The sequence below is a fragment of the Streptomyces sp. NPDC031426 genome (genome assembly GCF_055581585.1).
The window spans coordinates 44,393-65,972 of record NZ_JBVIJE010000005.1; the positions used below are offsets into that span (position 1 = coordinate 44,393).

Genomic DNA, 21,580 nt, shown 5'->3' on the forward strand with positions numbered 1-21,580 from the left:
CCCGTCCGGATCCCGGCGGCGGAACTTTCCGGCGGGTAATTCGGCGGGTTGCTCAGGGGCGCGTGAATTCTGTTCGATTACCCCGGTGCACCCTGTGGAAACGCCCGTACGTGTGATGGAGTTCGAGGGAAACGCGGTCGGGCAGCTGTGACAGAAGTGTGACGGGAGCCGGATACGACTCTTACCTTGCGCTGCGCGGTAGCGTGGCGGCATGGCACCGATTCCCACTCCGCCAGCGGAGCCCCAGGACAGTCCGGACGGGTACGTCGGCCTCGACGCCGCGCACGCCGAGCGGCTCGCTCGGGAGCGTGGCTGGTCGACCGTACGGTCGCTGCCGCCGGGCGCGATCATCACCATGGAGTACCGGGTGGGCCGGCTGAACTTCGAGGTGCGGGAGGGCGTGGTGGCTCGCGCCTGGAAAGGCTGAGGGCCGCGCCATTTGGACGCGTACCGGGCGAAGGCCCCGTTTCCCTCCTTCGGGAAGCGGGGCCTTCGTCGTATGCGCGGGGCCGTTGTGCGTACCGGGCCCGGCGTCAGCCGCCCGTCAGCGGCCGGGCCGGCTGGGTCGTGCCGCGCGGCACGCGGTGGTCGGCGTGTGGCGGGCGGCGGCTGCCGGCCGGGGTGACCGGGGTGCGTTCCGAGCGGGTCGTGTGCGGTCCCGGGGCCAGATGCGCCAGCCCTCTGGAGGCACGGGTCGAGGCGGCGGGCTCGCGCGCCGGGGCCGGCTGCCCGGCCGGGGCGCGAGCCGGCCTGAGCACCACCGGCGTGACCGGGACGGCCGGTTCGGGCACGGGCCGGCTGCTGCGGGCGCGCCAGCGGTCGCGCAGGTCGAACAGCGCGGTCTCGGCCCTGGCGATCAGCGGCTCGAACCACGGCAGGGCGAGCAGGATCAGCAGGCCGGCGGCCCAGCCCAGCAGCACGTCGCTCAGCCAGTGCGTACCGAGGTAGACGGTGGTGAGGCCGACGCCCAGCGCCGTGATCGCGGACAGCGCCGACAGCCAGCGGCGCGCTCTCGGGGTGGAGGCCAGATAGGCCAGGATGCCCCAGGTCACGACCGCGTTGGCGGTGTGGCCGCTGGGGAATATATCGCCGCCCAGGCCCATCTCGTTCGAGCCGATCACGGTCGCGTAGTGCGGACCGAGGCGCCCCATGCCGAGCTTGGCGGCGCCGACCGTGATGTTCAGCAGGAGCAGGGAGGTGGCCAGGGTGAGCAGCGGGCGCAGGGTGTGCTGCCGCCACGAGCGCCAGCCGAGCCAGGCCGCGACCATCACCGCGGTGGGGCCGCGCTGGCCGAGCACCACGTAGTAGTCGAGGAAGGCGTGGATCTGCGGCCACTGCTGGTACGGCCGGAAGAACATGACCTGCCAGTCGAGCCGGACCAGCCAGGACGTGATCACCACGGCCCACACGATCGCCAGGTAGAAAGCCAGGGTCGCCGTGAACAGAACGACGCGGTGCCGGCTCATCCTCGGCACATCGATGTGGGCCGGTCGTTCCGGCTCACGGTCGAGTCTGGCGAACACCCGGTCCAGACGCCGGGTGAGGTTTCGTTCGGTACGCACCCAATCGACGTTACAGCGAGTGAGCTGTGTTCCCGGTCGAAACAGCGGCTTTGTGATGACGATGTGATGTGGGAAACCTCTCAAGGGCGCCCCGAATTTCAGGCATTCCGCAATCCTGTGAGGCCGTTCCCTTCAATTCCTTTGATCATGCCGGGCGTTGTTTATATAGCGCTTATGAATGCGTTAACCCGGTCCTGGCGCGGAATTTTCCGGGGCGTCATCGGCCGCCGAAGTCGATCACGGGGGGCCGGAGCCGTTCAGCCAGAAGGCCCCGTAGACCGCCGTGGCGACCGCCAACCCGCCGGTGAGCAGCGCGGATCGGGAGGTGCGCAGCCGGGCGAGGGCGCAGGCGAGCGGCAGCAGCACGGGGAACGCCGGCATCAGCAGCCGCGGCTTGGAGCCGAAGTAGCTCGACGCGCACAGGGCGAGGGCGAGGACGACACCCGTGTACACCAGCAGTTCGACCGGCTGACGCCGGCGGACGCCGGTCACGTACAGCCACAGCAGCAGGGCGACCCCGATGATCAGACCGGCGCCGGCGAACGCGGACGGAAATGACGTGAACTTGCCGGCCACGAAGCGCGCGAACGCATAGCCGCCGTCGAACCCATTGCGCCATCCGGCCTGGACGTCCAGGTATCCGAGCAATCCCCTACCGGTCCACTGTCCGACCCAGAGCACATAACCGGCGGCCCCTAGCGGCGAGATCACCATGCCGAGGGCCCGGCGCCACGTCGGGGCGGGTGGGGCGCTTGGGGCGGGGGTGTCCGCCGGGGCCTCAGGGATATGAGGGTTGTATGAAGCGGCCTCCACGCCGGGCGTGTGCGCCGGGGCGCGCGTGCTGTCGGATGCGCCGGGTGTGGGCGCCTGGGCGTGTTCGGTGTTGTGTGCGCCGGGCGTGCGCATCGTGCTCCGGTCCCGCACGAACGAGAGCATGCCCGCCACCCACACCGCCGCGACAACCGCAGCCCCCACCGGCCGGGTCAGCCCCGCCAGCGCCGCCAGTGTGCCCGCGGTGATCCACCGGCCGGTCAGCAGCGCGTACAGCGACCAGGCCGCCAGCGCCGTGAACAGCGACTCGCTGTACGCCATCGACTGCACGATCCCGACCGGCAGCACCGCCCACAGCAGTACGGCGCAGATCCCCACCCGGGGCCCGTACACCCGCTCGGCGACGGCGAAGATCCCGCAGGCCGCGGCGAGCGAGGCGAGCAGGCCGACCACGAAACCGGCGTCCGCGTACGACAGCGGAAGGGCCGCGTGCCCCAGCCGCTCCAGCCACGGCAGCAACGGAAAGAACGCCAGATTGGAGTGCACATCGCCGTTCGGCAGCCGCACCTCGTAGCCGTACCCCAGCTCGGCGACCCGCGTGTACCAGAGCGAGTCCCAGCGCGCGGTCAGCAGGGTGTACGCGCTCTTGCCGCGCGCGGCGCTCCACAACGCCAGCACGACCAGCCCCAGGGCGCGGACCGCCGCATAGCCCAGGAGGGCCGGGATCGCCCGGCGGAGAAGTGGGGCGTGGGCTGGGGCCACACGCGTGTCAAGACCGGTCACGGACTCGATTATCGACGGGTGGCGGAACCGCACCGGCCCCCGGGGCGTGGTCAAGGGGGAACGAAGTGGCGTACGCCACACGGGTTCCGTCCCGCGTGTGAGAGGTCCGCCACGTGCCCCCGTGGCGAACTCGCGTACGCTGACGAGTCACCCGCGTGGGTTGTGCGCGGGCCGGAGACCCCGCTCCTCTCCGGCCGTACGACAGGGAGTCCCCACCCCGTCGGTCCGCCCCACGCGCGGCACATCTGGGAGGTACGTACATGTCCGGGACGACCACGGCTGCCGTACGGCCGCGCCGTAGGACGGCCGGGCCCGGTGCGAACCGCTGGGTCGTCCTCGTCGTCCTCTGCACCAGCCTGCTGCTCGTCGCCCTCGACGCGACCGTGCTGCACGTGGCGGTCCCCGCCGTCACCGAGGACCTCAAGCCCGGCGCCATAGAACTGCTCTGGATCGTCGACGTCTATCCGCTGGTCTGCGCCTCGCTGCTGATCCTCTTCGGCACCCTCGGCGACCGGGTCGGCCGCAGACGCGTCCTGCTGCTCGGCTACGGCCTCTTCGGCGTCGCCTCCGCCCTGGCCGCCTTCGCGCAGACCGCCGAGATGCTCATCCTCGCCCGCGCGCTGCTCGGCGTCGGCGGCGCCATGATCATGCCGGCGACCCTGTCGATCCTCCGTCAGGTCTTCCCCGACCGGCGCGAACGCGCGCTCGCCATCGGCGTCTGGAGCGCGGTGGCCGCCGTCGGCGCGGCCGTCGGCCCACTGCTCGGCGGCTTCCTGCTGGAGCACTACTGGTGGGGCGCGGTCTTCCTCGTCAACATCCCGCTGATGCTGATCAGCCTCCCGGTGGGCCGGATCCTGCTGCCCGAGTCGCGCGGTGACCGGCGCGGTCCCTGGGACGTCGTCGGTGCCCTGATGGCGGCCGGAGGACTGTTCGGTGTGGTCCTCGGCGTGAAGCGGCTGGGCGGCGGCGAGGCACCGGCGAGCCCCTTCACCGTGCTGCCGCTGCTGGCCGGCGCGGCCCTCCTCTTCTTCTTCGCACGGCGGCAGCGCAGGCTTGCGCATCCGCTGGTGGACCTGCGGATGTTCCGCCGGCCCGCGTTCAGCACCTCGGTCGGCTGCATCGTGCTGGCGATGCTCGCGCTCGTCGGCCTGGAGCTGATCGCCGCCCAGTATCTGCAACTGGTGCTCGGGCTCTCCCCGCTGCAGACCGGCCTGAGGCTGCTGCCCCTGACCGTCGCCGCGATGGCGGCGGGCCTGGCGGGCGCGCGGTTGCTGCGCCGTTTCGGGCCGCGCCGGATGGTCTGCTTCGGCTTCTGTCTCACCGCCGCCGCGGTCCTGACGCTCACCGCGATGGGCGGCACCGACAACGCGCCGCTGCTGCTCTCCGGTTTCGTCCTTCTCGGCTTCGGTCTGGAGACCACGCTCTTCGGGGCGTACGAGTCGATGCTCAGCGAGACCCCGGCGGAGCAGGCCGGCGGCGCGGCGGCGATCGGCGAGACCTCGTACCAGCTGGGCGCCGGCATCGGCATCGCGCTGCTGGGCAGCGTGATGAACGCGGCCTACGCACCGCATCTGCGAGCGGTGCCGGGCGTTCCGCGGCACGCCTCGGACGCGGCCGGTCACTCGCTCGGCGAGGCCTACGCCGTCGCCGGGCGGCTGGGCGGATCCACCGGTGCCGCGCTGCGCCGGGTCGCCCGGGACTCCTTCGTGCACGGCTTGCATGTCACGCTGCTGGTGAGCGCGGGGCTGTTGCTGCTGGGCGCGGTGATGGCGCTGCGGCTGCCGCGGGTCATGCAGTGCGCGCAGTCACCGGCGGCGGTGGAGGCGCTGGAGCTGCCCGCGCAGCGGGAAGTGGTGGAGTCCCGCGTCTCCGCCTGACGTGCCCGACGTACTGGACGTGCAGGACACCGCACCGTAACGTCGGCGGCACATAAGTGATTAGCGGTGCTAGTTTTCTGTGTGCCGGAGGGTGTCCCATGTCCGCGTCCGCGAAGTTGCCCCCTTTCGATCCCGCCGACCCGCTCGGGATCGACGACCTGCTGGAACCGGAGGACCTGGCCGTGCGGGACACCGTGCGGGCCTGGGCGGCGGACCGGGTGCTGCCGTACGTCGCCGAGTGGTACGAGAAGGGGGAGCTGCCCGGCATCCGTGAACTCGCGCGCGAACTCGGCTCCATCGGTGCCCTCGGCATGTCCCTGACGGGGTACGGCTGTGCGGGGGCGACGGCCGTGCAGTACGGCCTGGCCTGCCTGGAGCTGGAGGCGGCGGACTCGGGCATCCGGTCCCTCGTCTCCGTGCAGGGCTCCCTCGCCATGTACGCGATCCACCGGTTCGGCAGCGAGGATCAGAAGCTCCAGTGGCTGCCCCGCATGGCGGCCGGCGAGGTGATCGGCTGCTTCGGGCTGACCGAGCCCGACCACGGCTCCGACCCCGCCTCCATGCGCACCCACGCCAAGCGTGACGGCGACGACTGGGTGCTCAGCGGCCGCAAGATGTGGATCACCAACGGGTCGGTCGCCGGGGTGGCCGTCGTCTGGGCGCAGACCGAGGACGGCATCCGCGGCTTCGTCGTCCCCACCGACACCCCCGGCTTCTCGGCGCCCGAGATCAAGCACAAGTGGTCCCTGCGCGCCTCCGTCACCAGCGAACTGGTGATGGACGACGTACGACTGCCCGCGGACGCCGTACTCCCGGAGGTCACTGGACTGCGCGGACCGCTCAGTTGTCTGTCCCACGCCCGGTACGGCATCGTCTGGGGTGCGATGGGCGCGGCGCGCAGCAGCTTCGAGGCGGCGGTCGACTACGCGAGGACGCGGGAGCAGTTCGGGCGGCCCATCGGCGGCTTCCAGCTCACCCAGGCCAAGCTCGCCGACATGGCGGTGGAACTGCACAAGGGGATCCTGCTCGCCCACCATCTGGGGCGGCGGATGGACGCCGGCCGCCTGCGTCCCGAGCAGGTCAGCTTCGGCAAGCTCAACAACGTCCGCGAGGCCATCGAGATCTGCCGTACGGCGCGGACCATCCTCGGTGCCAACGGGATCTCGCTCGAATACCCCGTGATGCGGCACGCGACCAACCTCGAGTCGGTGCTCACCTACGAGGGCACCGTCGAGATGCACCAGCTCGTGCTGGGCAAGGCGCTCACCGGGCTCGACGCCTTCCGGTGAGCACCGGGGCGGGCGGGGCCGGTGAGCGGCCCTGCCTCAGCTCTGGTTGAAGAAGCCGTCCTCGCGGTGGGCGGACGCCTCACCGCTGATGATCTGGGTGTCGGCCGGGGTGAGCAGGAACACCCGGTTGGACACCCGGTCGATCGAGCCGCGCAGACCGAAGATGAGCCCCGCCGCGAAGTCCACCACGCGCTTGGCGTCGCCGGGCTCCATGTTGGTGAGGTTCATGATGACCGGGACCCCGTCCCGGAACAGCTCGCCGATGGCGCGGGCGTCCCGGAAGCTGTCCGGGGTGACCGTGCCGATCCGGCGGCCCTTCTCCTCGGCCGTGTCCGAGGCCACCTTCACCCGCGGGTCGGTGACCCAGGCGTCCCCGGATTCGGAGCCCTCGGAGTACTCGTCGTCGTAGTAACGCTCGTCATCGTTGTCGTCGACGAGGCCGAGCCACGCACTCGCCTTGCGTACCGATCCCATGGACGCCTCCTCTCACAGCGGTCTTTTTCTGCTTTCCGTGTCCCTATGGTCATCCATGATGCGGACGGCGCGCCAAGTGGATAGACGCCGCGCGGGGGGTTTGTGACGGTACTGGTGCACAGCCGATCCGTCGAGAGCCCTTGTGCCCCAAGGGTCGCGACTCATACGCCTGCTGACTGAGAGTGAAATATGATTGTCGGCGGCGGATGGGTGATGATCGGTGCGTACGGGTGAACGTCAACGTCGTACCACACCACGGGGGATCGTCGTGTTCGGAATCGTCAGACCGTGCTCTCATCGGCTCGGCGAAGGCCTCAAGGCCGAGTGGATGGCGCACTTGTGCGGGCTCTGCCTCGCCCTGCGCCGCGATCACGGGCAGCTCGCGCGCATCGTGACGAACTATGACGGCCTTCTCATATCGGTCCTGACGGAGGCTCAGACCGGACCGACCGCCGACGGCCGCCGTACGGCCGGGCCGTGCGCGCTGCGCGGGATGCGCACCGCCTCCGTCGCCCAGGGCGAGGGTGCCCGGCTCGCCGCCGCCGTCTCGCTGGTGCTCGCCGCGGTGAAGGTGCGCGACCATGTCGCCGACCGGGACGGGCTGCTGGCCCGTCGGCCCGTGGCCGCCGCCGCGCGCCGCGTCGCCGCGGGCTGGGGCAGGGCCGGCGCCCACAGCGGCGCCGCGGTCGGCTTCGACACCGGCGTCCTCGTCGAAGCCGCAGGCCGGCAGCTCGGCCTGGAGACCCTCGCCGGATACGGCACCCCGATCCTGACGGTCACCGAGCCGACCGAGAGCGCGACCGCCGCCGCCTTCGCCCACACCGCGGTGCTGGCCGGACGGCCGGGCAATGCACAGCCGCTCGCGGAGGCCGGCCGGCTCTTCGGGCGGCTCGCACATCTGCTGGACGCCGTGGAGGACCAGGAGGCCGACGCCGCGTCGGGCGCCTGGAACCCCCTCACCGCCACCGGCACCTCCCGTGCCGAGGTCCGCCGGCTCGCCGACGACGCCGTGCACGGCATCCGGCTCGCCCTGCGGGAGGCCGAGTTCGCCCACGGCAGGCTGGTCCATCTGCTGCTCGTGCACGAACTGGAGCGCTCGGTGGACCGCGCGTTCGGCACGCGCGCGTGCGGACACGCGCCCGAGGCCTCCTTCGGACCGCCGCCCGGCCACCACGCGCCGAAAACGCCGGGCCACCAGTACGGCAACCCCTTCGGCGGGCAGCCGCCGCACCCTGACAAGCGCGGCTTCTGGGCCGGCTGCGCGGCCGCCCTCGGCCTGTGCTGCACCTGCAAGGTGTGCTGCGCCGACGAGTTCGAGGGTCCCTGGTCGCGGAAGAAGCGCGAGGGGTGCTGTGCCAACTGCGACTGTGACTGCGACCTGTCGTGCTGCGAGGCCTGCCAGTGCTGCGAGTGCTGTGAGTGCTGCTCGTGTGGTGACTGCGGCCTGTGACGGTGCCCCTGTGACCGTCTCGCTCAGTTCTTCAGCTCCGGCGGACTGATCCGCGACCTGGTGATGGCCGAGCCCGCCGTGCCCCACTTCCCGAGGATCTTCTCGTACGTGCCGTCGGCCAGCAGCCTGTTCACCGCCGCCCGGAAGGCGGGGGTGAGCCTGCTGCCCTTCTTGAAGGCGAAGCCCACGTCCAGGCGGTGGTACTCGTTCAGGAACTTCAGGCCCGGCTGGTGGGCCACGGCGTAGCGCAGGCCGTTGATGGTGGACATCACCACGTCGCTGCGGCCCTGCTGGACCGAGGACCAGATCGCGCTCGGCTCGGAGTAGGTCTGCACCTGGTAGGGCTTCCTGCCCGCGTCGGTGCACACGTGCTTGTTCTCCTCCAGCGTGGCCTCGAAGGTCGTGCCGGCGCCGGTCGCCACGTTCAGCCCGCAGAGCTGCTTCAGGTCGGTGACCCGCGTCAGCTTGCTGTCCTTGCGGGTGGCGAAGCCCTGGCCGTCGTTGATGTAGGTGACGAAGTCGATGGTTCTGCGGCGCTCGTCGGTGACGCCGAAGTTGGAGGCGCCGAAGTCGTACTTCCCGCTGTCCAGCGCGGGCAGGATCGCCTCGAAGCTCGCCTGCTCCACCTTCAGCCTGAGGCCGAGCACCTTGGCGACCGCCTTGGTGAAGTCGACGTCCTGGCCGGTCAGCGTCTTGCCGTCGGAGAGGTACGTGGTGCCGGGCGGGGTGCCGCCGACGCTGATGGCGACGGTGAGGCGGGTGGTGCCGGCGGGCAGCAGCCTGGCCGCCGCCTCGTCCTTCTGCTCGGCGGAGACGACGTCGGCGGTGGGCACATCGTCGGACTTGGCCGCCACCGGGGCTGTGCCCGCCCCGCCCGACCCGCAGGCGGTGAGGAGCAGGGCGGCCGACGTAATGCCGACAAAAGGTACAAAATGAAGCGTGCGCATCGGTTGCGGTCTCCTGGGAGCGGAAAGGGTGCAGAGCGCGAGGGGAGGGGTGCGCGTGTGAAGGCGAGGAAAAGGGAGAACGCGAGTGCGCCCGCCCGAGGGCAGGCGCATGCAGGGGGTCAGCTCAACAGGAAGAGGACCACACGCGACCGAAGTCGATGTGGGAGCGGGTGACCAGCCACTGCTGTGGATGCATGGGCCAAGTGGAACAGGCATCCGGTTCCGCGTCAACTGACTTGAGATGTACGGCTCACAGTTCGGACAGCCTTGACAGCGAAGGGAAACACCCACGTACTCTCGGTGGACGGCCCTGCTGAGGGGCTCGGCCGTACCCGCGCCGCACGGCGCGTCCGTGTGAAGGCATCACCCGTGTTCTGACGTCTCTTCGCGTCACGGAGCCTTCGCATGTCATCCGACACCCTCGCCAAACCCCCCGCCGCCCCGGGCATTCCCGAGCCCGCGGACGTCCCGCGGATCGTCCCGCGGCGCCGGTACGGCCAGTGGGGGGCAGCCGTCGTCGTCCTCGTGCTGCTCGCCCTCGCCGTCAACTCCGTCCTGCGCAACAAGGCGTTCCAATGGGACGTCGTCGCCGACTACTTCACCACCGGCTCCATTCTGCGCGGGCTCTGGCTCACGCTGTGGCTCACCGCGGTCGTGATGGTCCTCGGCTTCGCGCTGGGCACCCTGCTCGCCGCCTTCCGGCTCTCCGCCAACCCCGTGCTGCGCGCGGTCGGTTGGGGCTACGTGTGGCTGTTCCGCTCGATCCCGATCCTGGTGCAGCTGCTGCTGTGGTTCAACATCGGGGCGCTGTACCCGCAGGTGTTCGGCGTGAAGACCGTCAACCTGCTCACCCCGGTCGCCGTCGCGATCGTCGGACTCACCCTGCACGAGGCCGCCTTCGCCGCCGAGGTCGTCCGGGCCGGCATCCTCTCCGTCGACCGCGGGCAGATCGAGGCCGCCCAGGCGCTGGGCCTGAGCCGGTCGCGGCGCTGGTGGCGGATCGTGCTGCCGCAGGCCATGCGCGCCATCGTGCCGCCCGCCGGCAACATGCTCGTCGGCACCCTCAAGGGCACCTCGATCGTCAGCGTCATAGCCGTCGACGACCTGCTGTTCTCCGCCCAGTTGATCTACCACCGGACCTACCAGGTCATCCCGCTGCTGATGGTCGCGACCCTCTGGTACGCGGTCGTCACCTCGGCTCTCGGCCTGGGACAGCACTACATCGAGAAGTACTACGCGCGTGGCACGGAGCACGCCCGATGAGGCCGCAGCTGGTGATCGTGGGAGCCGGGCCGCGGGGGACCGGACTGCTGGAGCGCATCGCCGCCAACGCCCCCGAGCTGTACGCCGGCCGGGGCCTCGACATCCATCTGGTCGACCCGCATCCGCCGGGTGGCGGCCGTATCTGGCGGCAGGAGCAGTCCCCGCTGCTGTGGATGAACTCGCACGCCGAGGACGTCACCATGTTCACCGACGAGACGGTGGCCATGGAAGGACCGGTGCGCGAGGGCCCCACCCTGCACGAGTGGGCAGGCCTCGACGGCGGCACCTTCGCCGACCGGCAGCTCCAGGGCCGCTATCTGCGCTGGGTGTACGAGCGAGCCCGGGCCGAGCTGCCCGCGGGCATCACCGTGCGGCACCATCCCCGGCGCGCCCTGCGGATCAGCGGCCCGCGCGAGGGCCGCCAGCAGGTGTGGCTGGAGGGTGATCCGCGTCCCCTTGCCGCCGACCTGGTGATCTTCGCCATCGGCCATCTGGACGCCCAGCTCGACGGTGATCAGGCGGAGTTGGCCGCGTACGCCCGCGAGCACGACCTGGTGCACCTGCCGCCCGACTTCACCGCCGACAGCGACCTGTCCCCGCTGAGGCCCGGCGAACCCGTTCTCGTCCGCGGCTTCGGGCTGGCCTTCGTCGACCTGATGGTGCTGCTCACCGAGGGGCGCGGCGGGCGGTACCAGGGCGACACCTACCTTCCCTCGGGGCGGGAGCCGGTGCTCCACGTCGGCTCGCGGCGCGGAGTGCCGTACCACGCGAAGATCGGCTACGACTGGACCGGCGACCGGCCCCCGCTGCCCCGCTTCCTCGGCCCGGCCCAGGTCGAGGCCCTGCAGGCCCGTCCCGGCGGCCTCGACTTCCGGCGCGATGTGTGGCCGCTGGTGGAGAAGGAGCTGGGCTTTGCCCACTATCACCGCCTCTTCACCGCCCACGCCGAGCGTACGGCGATGGCCTGGGCCGACTTCGAGGAGAAGTACGCGGCCGCGAGCGACGCCGCCGAGGTGCAGGCGCTGGTCGCCGCCGCCGTGCCCGATCCGGCCGACCGGCTCGACCTCACCGCGCTCGATCATCCGCTGGACGGGGTGCGCCATGCCTCGCACGAGGACTTCCAGGAGGGCCTGCGGCGGTATGTCGAGGCGGACCTGAGACGCCGTCATGATCCGTCGTACAGCGCGGACCTCGGTGTCTTCCTCGGGCTGCTCTCCGTCTACGGGCAGCTCGTCCGCCTCGGGAACATCGGCCCGTGGTGGCACGGATTCTTCAGCTACCTGGCGTCCGGGCCGCCCGGACCCCGGCTGCGGCAGATGCTCGCGCTGTCCCGGGCCGGCCTGCTCAGGTTCGTCGGCGCCGACATGTCCGTCACCGCCGCGGACGGGGTGTTCCGTGCCACGAGTCCCACCGTGCCGGGCTTCGTCGTCGAGGCCCGGGCGCTGGTCGAGGCCCGGCTGCCCGAGCCCACCGTCGGCCGGGCCCGCGACCGCCTGCTGCGCGCACTGCACACCGACGGCGCCGCCGAGACGCCCGACGGACTGCTCCGCGTCGACCCCGGCGACGGCCGGATCCTCGACGGCGCCGGGCGACCGCATCCCCGGCGCTTCGCGCTCGGCCCGTACACCGACGCCCGTACCCCCGGCGCCTTCACCCGGCCGCGCACCGGCGGGGCCGCGTTCCGGCAGAACGACGCCACCGCCCGGGCGGCGCTGGCCTTCCTGAGCACCTCACTCGAAAGGGAACCCGCGCGATGAGCGTCATGGTCGACATCAGGTCGGTGCACAAGAGCTTCGGCCCGCTCGACGTCCTCAAGGGCATCGATCTCCAGGTGCGCGCCGGTGAGGTGACGGTCGTGCTCGGCCCCTCCGGCTCCGGCAAGTCCACGCTGCTGCGCACCATCAACCATCTGGAGAAGGTGGACCGGGGCGAGATCAGCGTCGACGGCTCGCTGATGGGGTACCGGCGCGCCGGGGACAAGCTGTACGAACTGCCCGAGCGCGAGGTGCTGCGACAGCGCACCCGGATCGGGTTCGTCTTCCAGAACTTCCACCTCTTTCCCCACCTCACGGTCCTCGACAACGTCGTCGAGGCCCCGGTGTCCGCGTTGAAACGGCCCCGCAAGGAGGCGGTGGAGGGCGCGCGCCGGCTCCTGGAGCGGGTCGGGCTCGGCGACAGGGCCGACGCGTACCCACGGCAACTGTCCGGCGGGCAGCAGCAGCGCGTCGCCATCGCGCGGGCACTCGCGCTGGAGCCCGGGCTGCTGCTGTTCGACGAGCCGACCTCGGCGCTCGATCCCGAGCTGGTCGGCGAGGTCCTCGACGTCATCCGGGACTTGGCGGCTCGGGGCACGACGATGATCGTCGTCACGCACGAGATCGCGTTCGCCCGCGAGGTCGCCGACACGGTGGTGTTCATGGCCGACGGCAGGATCGTCGAACAGGGGCCGCCGGGCGAGGTGCTGGACCGGCCGCGGCACGAGCGGACGCGGGCGTTCCTGGCGAAGGTGCTGTGAGACATGGGCGCCTCGTACGGCCGTGGGCCGCTGCATCTCGCCGCCGCCGTCGATCTGCCGGACCGTTTCGGTGCCGTACGTCGAGCTGGCGTGTTCCGCACGGAATACCAGGGCGCCACCCTCCGCTCCCATCTCGGGCCGGCACACCCGGCACGGGAAGGCTGATCGCAGATGAAAGGAACGACGGCATGACGACGGACGCAGCCGATGCGTGGAAACAGTGGCACGAGCAGCGGGTCGAGAAGGTCTCCGCGCCCTACGGGCCGCTCGCGCTGACCGCCACGCACTGGGTCGAGGACCATCCGGAAGGGCGACTTCCGGACATTCCCGGGACCTGGGTGGCCGATGGGGAGGGCGTGGTGCTCACCGCCGTGGAAGCCGCCGGACTGAGGGTGGACGGGCGGCCGTTCGCGGGTGAGGTACGGCTCGCCGCCGACCTCGGACCGGTGGCGGAGGCGCGCGTCGCGCTGGGGGAGAAGCGGCTGGTCGTGCTGGTGCGCGAGGGTGTGTGGGGGGTGCGGGTCTACGACCCCGGTTCCGCCGCCCGCCGCGCCTTCGAGGGCATCGAGGCCACCCCGTACGACGACCGCTGGTCGGTGCCGGGGCGGTTCACGCCGTACGACGACACCCGCACCGTGCGGGTCGGCAACGCGGACGGGCGCGAGCGGGGGCTCGCCCTCGCCGGCGAGCTCGCCTTCACCCTGGAGGGGCAGGAGCTGACGCTGCGGGTCGCCCAGCAGGGCGACGGGCTGCTGTGGGCGGTGTTCGCCGACGCCACCAGCGGCGACACCAGTTTCCGGTTCCGCTTCCTCTACCCGGCCGCGCCCGACGTCGAGGGGCGCACGACCGTCGACTTCAACCGCGCCCAACTCCCGCCGTGCGCCTTGGCCGACCACTTCATCTGCCCCTTCCCGCCGCCCGGCAACACGCTGGACGTGGCGGTCGAGGCGGGGGAGCGGGTGGTGAGCGGGCGGTGAGGGTGCGCGGAGCGTGCGCTGAGCCGGCGTCAGGGGACGTTCGCGTAAAGATGGTTTAAAAGCCAACGGCCGAAAGGCACTCTTGTGGCGACCGGTCGTTCGGCCGAATACTCCCCCTCAGCGCTTGTCAGGGGGCACGCGTGTGCGGAATCCGGCGCTCCCCTCCTGGCTGCGCCTCACGGGCCCCGACCCCACGCGGGCCCCCGACTTCCCCTGGGAGGGAACGAAAAGTGAGGATCAAGCGCACCACTTCCGGCAGCGGCACCGCGAGACGGACCCGGCTGATCGCCGTGGCCACCGGCTTCCTGGCCGCGGCCGCGTTCGCCGCCCCCACGGCAAACGCGAATGACGCCCACACGTTCAGCGCCACCCAGCTCACCAAGGCCGACTCGGCCGTCCTCAAGGCCGACATACCCGGTACGGCCTGGGCGGTGGACAGCAAGACCAACCACGTCGTCGTCACCGTCGACAGCACGGTGTCCAAGGCCGAGATCGCCAAGATCGAGCGGCAGGCCGGCGCCGACGCGGGCGCGCTCACCATCAAGCACACCCCCGGCAGGTTCAACAAGCTGATCACCGGCGGCGACGCCATCTACGGCGGTCAGTACCGCTGCTCGCTCGGCTTCAACGTGCACAGCGGCAGCACGTACTACTTCCTCACCGCAGGTCACTGCGGCCAGGTGGCCTCCACCTGGTACAGCAACTCCAGCCACACCACGGTGCTCGGCACCAATGTCGGCTACAGCTTCCCGGGTAATGACTTCGCACTGGTGCGGTACACCAACTCCTCGATCTCGCACCCGAGTTCGGTGGGCAGCCAGTCCATCACGAGCGCGGCCACGCCGTCCGTGGGCACGACCGTGTACCGGCGGGGTTCCACCACCGGTACGCACAGCGGGCGGGTCACCGCGCTGAACGCCACCGTCAACTACGGCAACGGGGACATCGTCTACGGGCTGATCCAGACCACGGTGTGCGCCGAGGGCGGCGACAGCGGTGGTCCGCTGTACGCGGGGACCGTGGCGTACGGGCTGACGTCCGGGGGCAGTGGTGACTGCACCTCCGGTGGTACGACGTTCTTCCAGCCGGTGACCGAGGCGTTGAGCTACTACGGGGTCACGCTGCCCTGACGCTCCGCTCCCGTCGGCCCCCGCATGCCCTTGTGGTGTGCGGGGGCTTCTTGCGTGCGCTCTCCTCTGCGGCTTTGTCGTGCCTGTCGCACCGGGTGGGTGGGCTGCGGGTGGTTGTGTCATGTCCTCACCGTTCTTTTGTGGCGTTTGTGCAGGTGGGATGCCGTCTGATGGATGTCGTACACGCGTTCGAGAATGGGGGTATGGTGGGGGTGGAAGTTGGGAACTGATGTTCGAGAGCTGTTCGGGGCTCACGAGTGCGGGAGGTGCGTGTGCCGGGCTTCGCGCATCTGCACACCGTCTCCGGGTTCTCCTTGAGGTACGGGGCATCCCATCCGGAGCGGCTGGCCGAGCGTGCCTCGGAGCGGGGGATGGACGTGCTCGCGCTCACCGATCGTGACACCGTCGCGGGGGCGGTGCGCTTCGCCAAGGCCTGCGCCGGGGTGGGGGTGCGGCCGGTCTTCGGGGTGGATCTGGCGGTGGGCGAGGCCGAGGCCGTGCGGCGTGCGCGGCGGAAGGTGCCGGTGCGGGGTGGGGCCTTCGTGGACGAGTCGGCTCCTCGGGTGACCTTTCTTGCCCGGGACGGGGCCCGGGGATGGGCCGATCTGTGCCGGATCGTCACGGCGGCGCACGGGGGAGAGGGGCTGCCTCTGCTGCCCTGGCCGGACAGTCATGGCGACGGCCTGACCGTGCTGCTCGGTCCGGGGTCGGACGTGGGGCGCGCCCTCGCCGCGGGGCGTCCCGACCGGGCCGCGGAGCTTCTCGGGGCGTGGCGTGAGGTCTACGGCGATGCGCTGCGGCTGGAGGCTGTGTGGCATGGGCGTACGGGTACGGGGCCCGGCTCGCTGCGGCTGGCCGCCCGTACCGTCGGGTTCGCCGCCGAGCAGGGGGTCCGGCCGGTGCTCAGCAACGCCGTCCGGTATGCCGATCCCGGCGCGGGGCCCGTTGCCGATGTGCTGGATGCCGCGCGGCGGCTGGTGCCGATCGACCCGCGCGGGGAGCTGGACTCCGGCGAGGCCTGGCTGAAGGACGCGCAGACCATGCTGCATGTCGCCGAGCGGGTGGTGGAGGCCGCCGGGTATCGGCAGGACACCGCTCATCGGCTGCTGGAGCAGACCCTGGCCACGGCCGCCGAGTGCCGGGTCGATCCCGAGGCGGATCTCGGTATCGGGACCGTTCACTTTCCCGAGGCGCATCTGGTGGGTGCCGGGCGGCGCTCCGCCCAGCGGGCCCTTGCCTCGCGGGCGGTGGCCGGGATGGTGCGGCTCGGGTACGGCGGCCGGCGCGCGTACTGGGAGCGCATGCACCATGAGCTGGACATCATCGCCCACCATGGCTTTGCCTCTTACTTTCTGACAGTTGCTCAGGTGGTCGACGACGTGCGGGAGATGGGGATCCGGGTGGCCGCTCGTGGTTCCGGTGCGGGCTCCCTCGTCAATCATCTGCTGGGTATCGCGCACGCCGATCCGGTCGAGCACGGGTTGCTGATGGAGCGCTTCCTCTCCAAGGAGCGTGTGGTGCTGCCCGATATCGACATCGATGTGGAGTCCGCCCGGCGGCTGGAGGTCTACCGGGCGATCATCGACCGGTTCGGTACCGAGCGGGTGGCGACCGTGTCCATGCCGGAGACCTATCGGGTGCGGCATGCCATCCGGGATGTGGGTGCCGCCCTGTCCATGGATCCGGGTGAGATCGATCGGGTGGCCAAGTCCTTTCCGCACATCCGGGCCCGGGACGCGCGCGCCGCGCTGGAGGAGCTGCCCGAGCTGAAGCGGCTCGCGCGGGAGCTTCAGCGGGAAGGGGAGCGGTACGGCAGGCTGTGGGAGCTCGTCGAGGCGCTCGATGCCCTGCCGCGCGGGGTCGCCATGCATCCGTGCGGGGTGCTGCTGTCCGACGCCTCGCTTCTCGCCCGTACGCCGGTGGTGCCGACCAGCGGTGAGGGGCTGCCGATGTCGCAGTTCGACAAGGAGGACGTGGAGGACCTCGGGCTGCTCAAGCTCGATGTGCTGGGCGTGCGGATGCAGTCGGCCATGGCGCACGCGGTCGCCGAGGTGGAGCGGGTGACGGGGGAGCGGATCGACCTGGACGCGGTGCCGGCGGGGGATCCGGAGACCTATCGGCTGATTCGGTCCACCGAGACGCTGGGGTGCTTCCAGATCGAGTCGCCCGGGCAGCGGGATCTGGTGGGGCGGCTGCAGCCGAGTACCTTTCATGATCTGGTTGTCGACATTTCGCTGTTCCGGCCCGGGCCCGTCGCCGCCGACATGGTGCGGCCCTTCATCGAGGCGCGGCACGGGCGGGCGCCGGTGCGCTATCCGCATCCGGACCTGGAAGGGCCCTTGCGGGGGACGTACGGCGTCGTTGTCTTTCATGAGCAGGTCATCGACATCGTCGCGATCATGACCGGGTGTGGGCGTGGTGAGGCCGACCGGGTGCGGCGGGGGTTGTCCGATCCGGAGTCGCAGGGGCGGATCAAGGTGTGGTTCGCGCAGCAGGCGGCGGCTCGGGGGTATGGAGCGGAAACGATTCGGCGGACCTGGGAGATCGTGGAGGCCTTCGGGTCCTATGGATTCTGCAAGGCGCATGCGGTCGCCTTCGCCGTGCCGACGTACCAGTCGGCCTGGCTGAAGGCCCATCATCCGGCCGCCTTCTACGCCGGGCTGCTCACGCACGACCCCGGGATGTATCCGAAGCGGTTGCTGCTGGCGGATGCGCGGCGGCGCGGGGTGCCGATCCTGCCGTTGGACGTCAATGTGTCCGGGGTCGCTCATCGGATCGAACTGGTGTCCGAGTCGGAGGTGTGGGGGCTGCGACTCGCCCTCTCCGATGTGCACGGCATCAGCGAGGCCGAGGCGAAAAGGATCGCGGACGGGCAGCCGTACTCCTCCCTGGTGGACTTCTGGGAGCGGGCGCGGCCGAGCCGGCCGCTGGCGCAGAGGCTCGCCCAGGTGGGGGCGTTGGACGCCTTCGGTGCCAACCGGCGCGATCTGCAACTGCATCTGACCGAGCTGCACCGGGGTGCCCGGGGCGGTGGAGGCGGACAGCTGCCGCTGGCGGGCGGGCGGAAGACCGCGCCGGCGGGGCTGCCGGATCTGACGTCGGCGGAACGGCTCAGCGCCGAGCTGGGTGTGCTGTCCATGGACGCCTCGCGCAATCTGATGGACGACCACCGGGAGTTCCTCAGGGAGCTGGGCGTGGTCTCCGCGCGGCAGCTGCGCGAGGCGCGGCACGGTGAGACCGTGCTGGTCGCGGGCGCCAAGGCGGCCACCCAGACCCCGCCGATCCGCTCCGGCAAGCGGGTCATCTTCTCCACGCTGGACGACGGCACGGGGCTGGTCGACCTGGCGTTCTTCGACGACTCGCACGACGCGTGCGCCCACACCGTCTTCCACTCGTGGCTGCTGCTGGTGCGGGGAGTGGTGCAGCGGCGCGGTCCGCGCAGTCTGAGTGTGGTGGGGTCCGCCGCCTGGAACCTCGCCGAGCTGGTCGAGCTGCGTGCCGAGGGCGGTCTCGACGAGGTGGCGGCGCGGCTCGCGGAGCCCGTGGCCGAGGGCGCGGGCGGCGATCCGACCGGTGGACGGCGGATCCAGCTGCCGACCGGATACCAGATGCATCCGTGGGCCGATCTGCGGCCCGCGGGGCAGGAGGCCGCACAAGGGCCTGCTGCGGTAAGGAAGTTGTGGCACCAGAGTCCGGGGAGTGCGGGATGACCATTCTCTGCGTACGTTTCCAGCTGCCGCCGATGCACGAGGCGGCCCTGCCGGGGCTGCTCGGGTTGCTGGAGGACTTCACCCCGGTCGTGGAGGCGCTGCCGCCGGACGGGGCGCTGGCCGATCTGCGCGGTGCCGAACGGTACTTCGGGCGCAGCGCGGTGGAGCTGGCCTCGGTGATCCGGGTGCGGGCCCTCGCGTTGCACGGCGTCGACTGTGTGATCGGCGCCGGTCCCGGCCCGATGCTGGCCCGTGTGGCGCTGCGCGACGCCCGGCCCGGGGTGACGTGTGTCGTGCCCGAGGACCCGGACGGCATCGCGGAGTTCCTCGCCGAGCGGCCCGTGTCCGCGCTGCCCGGCGTCGGCGCGGCGACCGCCCGCACCCTGAGCGAGTACGGCCTGGACACCCTGGGCCTGGTCGCCGGTGCGCCGCTGTCCACGCTCCAGCGGCTGATCGGTGCGAAGGCCGGCCGTGAGCTGCACGAGAAGGCGAGCGGCATCGACCGGGGGCGGGTCGTGCCCAACGCCGTCTCGCGGTCGCTGGCCACGGAACGCGCCTTCGACCTCGACGAGCTGGACCCCGGTCGGCACCGCAGGGCGCTGCTGTCCGCCGCCGAGGAGCTGGGCGCCCGGCTGCGCGCGGTGCGGAAGGTCTGCCGCACCCTGACCCTCACCGTGCGCTACGCCGACCGGTCCTCGACCACCCGCAGCCGCACCCTGAAGGAGCCGACCGCGCACTCGGCGGCCCTGACCAGGGCGGCCTACGGCATGTACGAGGCGCTCGGCCTGCAGCGCGCCCGGGTCCGCGCGCTCGCCCTGCGCGTGGAGAGCCTGGCCCCGGCCGACCAGGCCTCCCACCAGCTCACCTTCGACCCCGTGGACGAGCGGGTCCGCCGGATCGAGGAGGTCGCGGACCGCGCACGGGCCAAGTTCGGGCCCAGGGCGGTGATGCCGGGGGCGCTGGGGCGTGGCGGCGGCTCCTCGTCGGTCAATTGGCCCAGGGCGGCGTGATGCGGGTGCCGTCGGCCAGCTCCGCCTGCAGGCCGACGGAGGTGGTGACCCAGGACAGCGCGGTGTGATCGGTCGGGTTCTCCACGGCCAGGGTGGCGCCGGGATTGATGATCACCGTGCCGCCCGCGCCGATGCGGTCGGTGCGGCCGTCGAGGGTGATCAGCAGTTCGCCCACGAGCAGATGGAAGATCTCCTCGCGGTTGACGGTGTGCGCGGGCGCCTTGGTGCCGGCCGGAATCTCCCCTCGCCAGGCGCACAGCTCCTCGCCAGGCGCACAGCTCCTTGCTGCGGAGCCGCTCCGCTGGGGTGCGCGGGGTTGAGGGCCTTCTCGACCGCGGGGGGCGCCCCCACGCGCCGGAAGCGGCGCTGATCGCAAGTACCCGAGAAGCTGTGCCCGTGTTGTCGGCACCGCCCGGGTGCTGCGTTGCCGGGCACCGCCGGACCACGGCGTCCGGGTACAGCGCCGTTGCGGCGGGTTGGGGGAGTGGCCGGCGTGGGCCACTCCCCCAACCCCGGCCACCCCTGACCGTCCGAATTGCGCAGCGGACTCGTGCGGAAGGGATACGCGGAGCGGGGGCCGCATCCGCAGGACGCGCGGGCCCGGCTGGTCGTGCTCGGGCGAGGCTGGGCCTGCACCCGGGCGGCGGAGGCGGCGGCCGAGGTCGTGGGGGGGGATGGGCCGAACTGCTGGGCGAGGCTGAAGTGCGCGTGTTGGGGGAGCGTTTGGCGCGGATCGCTCCCTATGGTCCGGTGAGGCCTGCCTGGTGATGATCCGTCAGCCTTCGGCGGCGCACTGGTTATCACTGGAAGTTTTTACTGATGCGTAACTTCACACGTGTGCTACTCGCCCGTAACTTGACGAATGAACAGCATCCTCGTGATCCGGATCACAGGGTAAGGCCCCCACCTCCCTTGAGCCGCAAGGAGATCACACGATGCTGCCCTGGAAGCGAGTGCTCAGACCCCTCGCCGCGCTGCTCCTCACCGCCGCCGTCGCCACCGTTCCCGCCGCCACCGCCGCTGCCGCCGACACCGCCCCCTCCAGCGGCTGGAACGACTTCTCCTGCAAGCCCTCCGCCGACCATCCCCGCCCGGTCGTCCTGGTGCACGGCACCCTGGGCAACTCGGTCGACAACTGGCTCTCCCTCGCGCCCTACCTGAAGGACCGCGGATACTGCGTCTACTCCCTCGACTACGGCCAACTGACCGGCGTCCCCTTCTTCTACGGCCTAGGCCCCATCGACAAGTCGGCCGAACAGCTGTCGGCCTTCGTGGACAGGGTGCTCGCCGCGACCGGAGCCGCCAAGGCCGACCTCGTCGGACACTCCCAGGGCGGCCTGATGCCCCGCTACTACCTGAGGTTCCTCGGCGGATCCGCCAAGGTGAACGCCCTCGTCGGCCTCGCCCCCGACAACCACGGCGCCACCCTGAGCGGCCTCACCAACCTGCTGCCGTACTTCCCCGGCGCCTCGGACCTGATCAAGGCCACCACCCCCGGCCTCGCCGACCAGGTCCCCGGCTCCGACTTCCTCACCGAGCTCAACGCGGACGGCGACACCGTCCCGGGAGTGCACTACACCGTCATCGCCACCAAGTACGACGAGGTGGCCACCCCCTGGCAGAGCCAGTACCTGAGCGGCTCCGACGTCCACAACGTCCTGCTCCAGAACCTGTGCCCGCTCGACCTCTCCGAGCACGTCGCCATCGGCCTGTTCGACCGCATCGCCTTCCACGAGGTGGCCAACGCGCTCGACCCGTCCCATGCCACCGCCACCACCTGCGCGTCGGCCTTCAGCTGACGTGCCGCCGGGGCCTGTCCGGC

General features: G+C 71.2%; 17 protein-coding genes and 2 pseudogenes. 14 read left to right on the plus strand and 5 right to left on the minus strand.

Annotated elements, in window-relative coordinates:
• The first annotated feature begins 211 nt into the window (after window positions 1–211).
• Window positions 212–427, plus strand: a complete 216-nt coding sequence (locus ACZ5NH_RS10910; RefSeq protein WP_153544274.1) for an I78 family peptidase inhibitor — start codon at window positions 212–214, stop codon at window positions 425–427.
• Between the two features lie 106 nt (window positions 428–533).
• Here ACZ5NH_RS10910 and ACZ5NH_RS10915 read toward each other — a convergent pair whose 3' ends face one another.
• On the minus strand, window positions 534–1,562 hold the full coding sequence (locus tag ACZ5NH_RS10915; RefSeq protein ID WP_468774301.1) for a phosphatase PAP2 family protein: 1,029 nt from the start codon (window positions 1,560–1,562) through the stop codon (window positions 534–536).
• Between the two features lie 237 nt (window positions 1,563–1,799).
• Window positions 1,800–3,116, minus strand: coding sequence for a glycosyltransferase family 39 protein (locus ACZ5NH_RS10920; protein WP_468774303.1), 1,317 nt, complete (start codon window positions 3,114–3,116; stop codon window positions 1,800–1,802).
• 260 nt (window positions 3,117–3,376) lie between these two features.
• Here ACZ5NH_RS10920 and ACZ5NH_RS10925 point away from each other — a divergent pair, with 260 nt between their 5' ends.
• Window positions 3,377–4,993 carry an MFS transporter gene (locus tag ACZ5NH_RS10925; protein WP_468774305.1) on the plus strand — a complete coding sequence of 539 codons (1,617 nt, stop codon included), beginning with the start codon at window positions 3,377–3,379 and terminating at the stop codon, window positions 4,991–4,993.
• A 98-nt stretch (window positions 4,994–5,091) separates the two neighbouring features.
• Window positions 5,092–6,282, plus strand: a complete 1,191-nt coding sequence (locus ACZ5NH_RS10930) for an acyl-CoA dehydrogenase family protein (RefSeq protein WP_388626576.1) — start codon at window positions 5,092–5,094, stop codon at window positions 6,280–6,282.
• A 36-nt stretch (window positions 6,283–6,318) separates the two neighbouring features.
• Here ACZ5NH_RS10930 and ACZ5NH_RS10935 read toward each other — a convergent pair whose 3' ends face one another.
• A complete protein-coding gene (locus ACZ5NH_RS10935; protein WP_388626574.1) occupies window positions 6,319–6,756 on the minus strand; it encodes a cell division protein SepF in 438 nt (145 codons plus the stop codon).
• A 268-nt stretch (window positions 6,757–7,024) separates the two neighbouring features.
• Between ACZ5NH_RS10935 and ACZ5NH_RS10940 the strand changes: the two genes are divergently transcribed.
• Window positions 7,025–8,206, plus strand: coding sequence for a DUF5685 family protein (locus ACZ5NH_RS10940; RefSeq protein WP_468774308.1), 1,182 nt, complete (start codon window positions 7,025–7,027; stop codon window positions 8,204–8,206).
• Window positions 8,207–8,229: 23 nt separating this feature from the next.
• Here the strand turns inward: ACZ5NH_RS10940 and ACZ5NH_RS10945 are convergent, their stop codons facing one another.
• On the minus strand, window positions 8,230–9,153 hold the full coding sequence (locus tag ACZ5NH_RS10945; protein WP_468774310.1) for an ABC transporter substrate-binding protein: 924 nt from the start codon (window positions 9,151–9,153) through the stop codon (window positions 8,230–8,232).
• Window positions 9,154–9,558: 405 nt separating this feature from the next.
• Between ACZ5NH_RS10945 and ACZ5NH_RS10950 the strand changes: the two genes are divergently transcribed.
• From ACZ5NH_RS10950 to ACZ5NH_RS10985, 8 genes are all read left to right on the plus strand, one after another.
• Window positions 9,559–10,416, plus strand: a complete 858-nt coding sequence (locus ACZ5NH_RS10950; protein WP_468774312.1) for an amino acid ABC transporter permease — start codon at window positions 9,559–9,561, stop codon at window positions 10,414–10,416.
• Complete coding sequence (locus ACZ5NH_RS10955; protein ID WP_468774314.1) at window positions 10,413–12,173, plus strand: FAD/NAD(P)-binding protein; 1,761 nt, start codon at window positions 10,413–10,415, stop codon at window positions 12,171–12,173. Before ACZ5NH_RS10950 ends, ACZ5NH_RS10955 begins: the two co-directional genes overlap by 4 nt.
• Window positions 12,170–12,931, plus strand: a complete 762-nt coding sequence (locus tag ACZ5NH_RS10960) for an amino acid ABC transporter ATP-binding protein (protein WP_468774316.1) — start codon at window positions 12,170–12,172, stop codon at window positions 12,929–12,931. Before ACZ5NH_RS10955 ends, ACZ5NH_RS10960 begins: the two co-directional genes overlap by 4 nt.
• Window positions 12,932–12,934: 3 nt before the next feature.
• Window positions 12,935–13,096 carry a hypothetical protein gene (locus tag ACZ5NH_RS10965; RefSeq protein WP_468774318.1) on the plus strand — a complete coding sequence of 54 codons (162 nt, stop codon included), beginning with the start codon at window positions 12,935–12,937 and terminating at the stop codon, window positions 13,094–13,096.
• Window positions 13,097–13,119: 23 nt separating this feature from the next.
• Entirely contained in the window at window positions 13,120–13,908 is a 789-nt protein-coding gene (locus ACZ5NH_RS10970) for a DUF1684 domain-containing protein (protein ID WP_468774320.1), read from the plus strand.
• Between the two features lie 230 nt (window positions 13,909–14,138).
• On the plus strand, window positions 14,139–15,038 hold the full coding sequence (locus ACZ5NH_RS10975; RefSeq protein WP_468774322.1) for a S1 family peptidase: 900 nt from the start codon (window positions 14,139–14,141) through the stop codon (window positions 15,036–15,038).
• Window positions 15,039–15,310: 272 nt separating this feature from the next.
• Entirely contained in the window at window positions 15,311–18,748 is a 3,438-nt protein-coding gene (locus tag ACZ5NH_RS10980) for a DNA polymerase III subunit alpha (protein WP_468774324.1), read from the plus strand.
• Window positions 18,745–19,758, plus strand: a complete 1,014-nt coding sequence (locus tag ACZ5NH_RS10985; RefSeq protein ID WP_468774326.1) for a DNA polymerase Y family protein — start codon at window positions 18,745–18,747, stop codon at window positions 19,756–19,758. The genes ACZ5NH_RS10980 and ACZ5NH_RS10985 overlap by 4 nt, the downstream gene beginning before the upstream one ends.
• Here ACZ5NH_RS10985 and ACZ5NH_RS10990 read toward each other — a convergent pair.
• Window positions 19,736–20,023 (minus strand): annotated as a pseudogene (locus ACZ5NH_RS10990) (cupin domain-containing protein); the annotation flags it as partial. The gene ACZ5NH_RS10985 and the pseudogene ACZ5NH_RS10990 overlap by 23 nt on opposite strands.
• A 279-nt stretch (window positions 20,024–20,302) precedes the next feature.
• Here ACZ5NH_RS10990 and ACZ5NH_RS10995 point away from each other — a divergent pair.
• Together ACZ5NH_RS10995 and ACZ5NH_RS11000 are read left to right on the plus strand one after the other, a co-directional pair.
• Window positions 20,303–20,526 (plus strand): annotated as a pseudogene (locus tag ACZ5NH_RS10995) (MarR family transcriptional regulator); the annotation flags it as partial.
• A gap of 167 nt (window positions 20,527–20,693) precedes the next feature.
• Complete coding sequence (locus tag ACZ5NH_RS11000; protein WP_468774328.1) at window positions 20,694–21,557, plus strand: esterase/lipase family protein; 864 nt, start codon at window positions 20,694–20,696, stop codon at window positions 21,555–21,557.
• Window positions 21,558–21,580: the final 23 nt, after the last annotated feature.

Bases quoted from the DNA above. Each gene is read 5' to 3' on its own strand.
- ACZ5NH_RS10910 (WP_153544274.1), top strand. From the start codon at position 212: ATGGCACCGATTCCCACTCCGCCAGCGGAGCCCCAGGACAGTCCGGAC.
- ACZ5NH_RS10925 (WP_468774305.1), top strand. From the start codon at position 3,377: ATGTCCGGGACGACCACGGCTGCCGTACGGCCGCGCCGTAGGACGGCC.
- ACZ5NH_RS10930 (WP_388626576.1), top strand. From the start codon at position 5,092: ATGTCCGCGTCCGCGAAGTTGCCCCCTTTCGATCCCGCCGACCCGCTC.
- ACZ5NH_RS10935 (WP_388626574.1), bottom strand. From the start codon at position 6,756: ATGGGATCGGTACGCAAGGCGAGTGCGTGGCTCGGCCTCGTCGACGAC.
- ACZ5NH_RS10945 (WP_468774310.1), bottom strand. From the start codon at position 9,153: ATGCGCACGCTTCATTTTGTACCTTTTGTCGGCATTACGTCGGCCGCC.
- ACZ5NH_RS10950 (WP_468774312.1), top strand. From the start codon at position 9,559: ATGTCATCCGACACCCTCGCCAAACCCCCCGCCGCCCCGGGCATTCCC.
- ACZ5NH_RS10955 (WP_468774314.1), top strand. From the start codon at position 10,413: ATGAGGCCGCAGCTGGTGATCGTGGGAGCCGGGCCGCGGGGGACCGGA.
- ACZ5NH_RS10960 (WP_468774316.1), top strand. From the start codon at position 12,170: ATGAGCGTCATGGTCGACATCAGGTCGGTGCACAAGAGCTTCGGCCCG.
- ACZ5NH_RS10965 (WP_468774318.1), top strand. From the start codon at position 12,935: ATGGGCGCCTCGTACGGCCGTGGGCCGCTGCATCTCGCCGCCGCCGTC.
- ACZ5NH_RS10970 (WP_468774320.1), top strand. From the start codon at position 13,120: ATGACGACGGACGCAGCCGATGCGTGGAAACAGTGGCACGAGCAGCGG.
- ACZ5NH_RS10985 (WP_468774326.1), top strand. From the start codon at position 18,745: ATGACCATTCTCTGCGTACGTTTCCAGCTGCCGCCGATGCACGAGGCG.
- ACZ5NH_RS11000 (WP_468774328.1), top strand. From the start codon at position 20,694: ATGCTGCCCTGGAAGCGAGTGCTCAGACCCCTCGCCGCGCTGCTCCTC.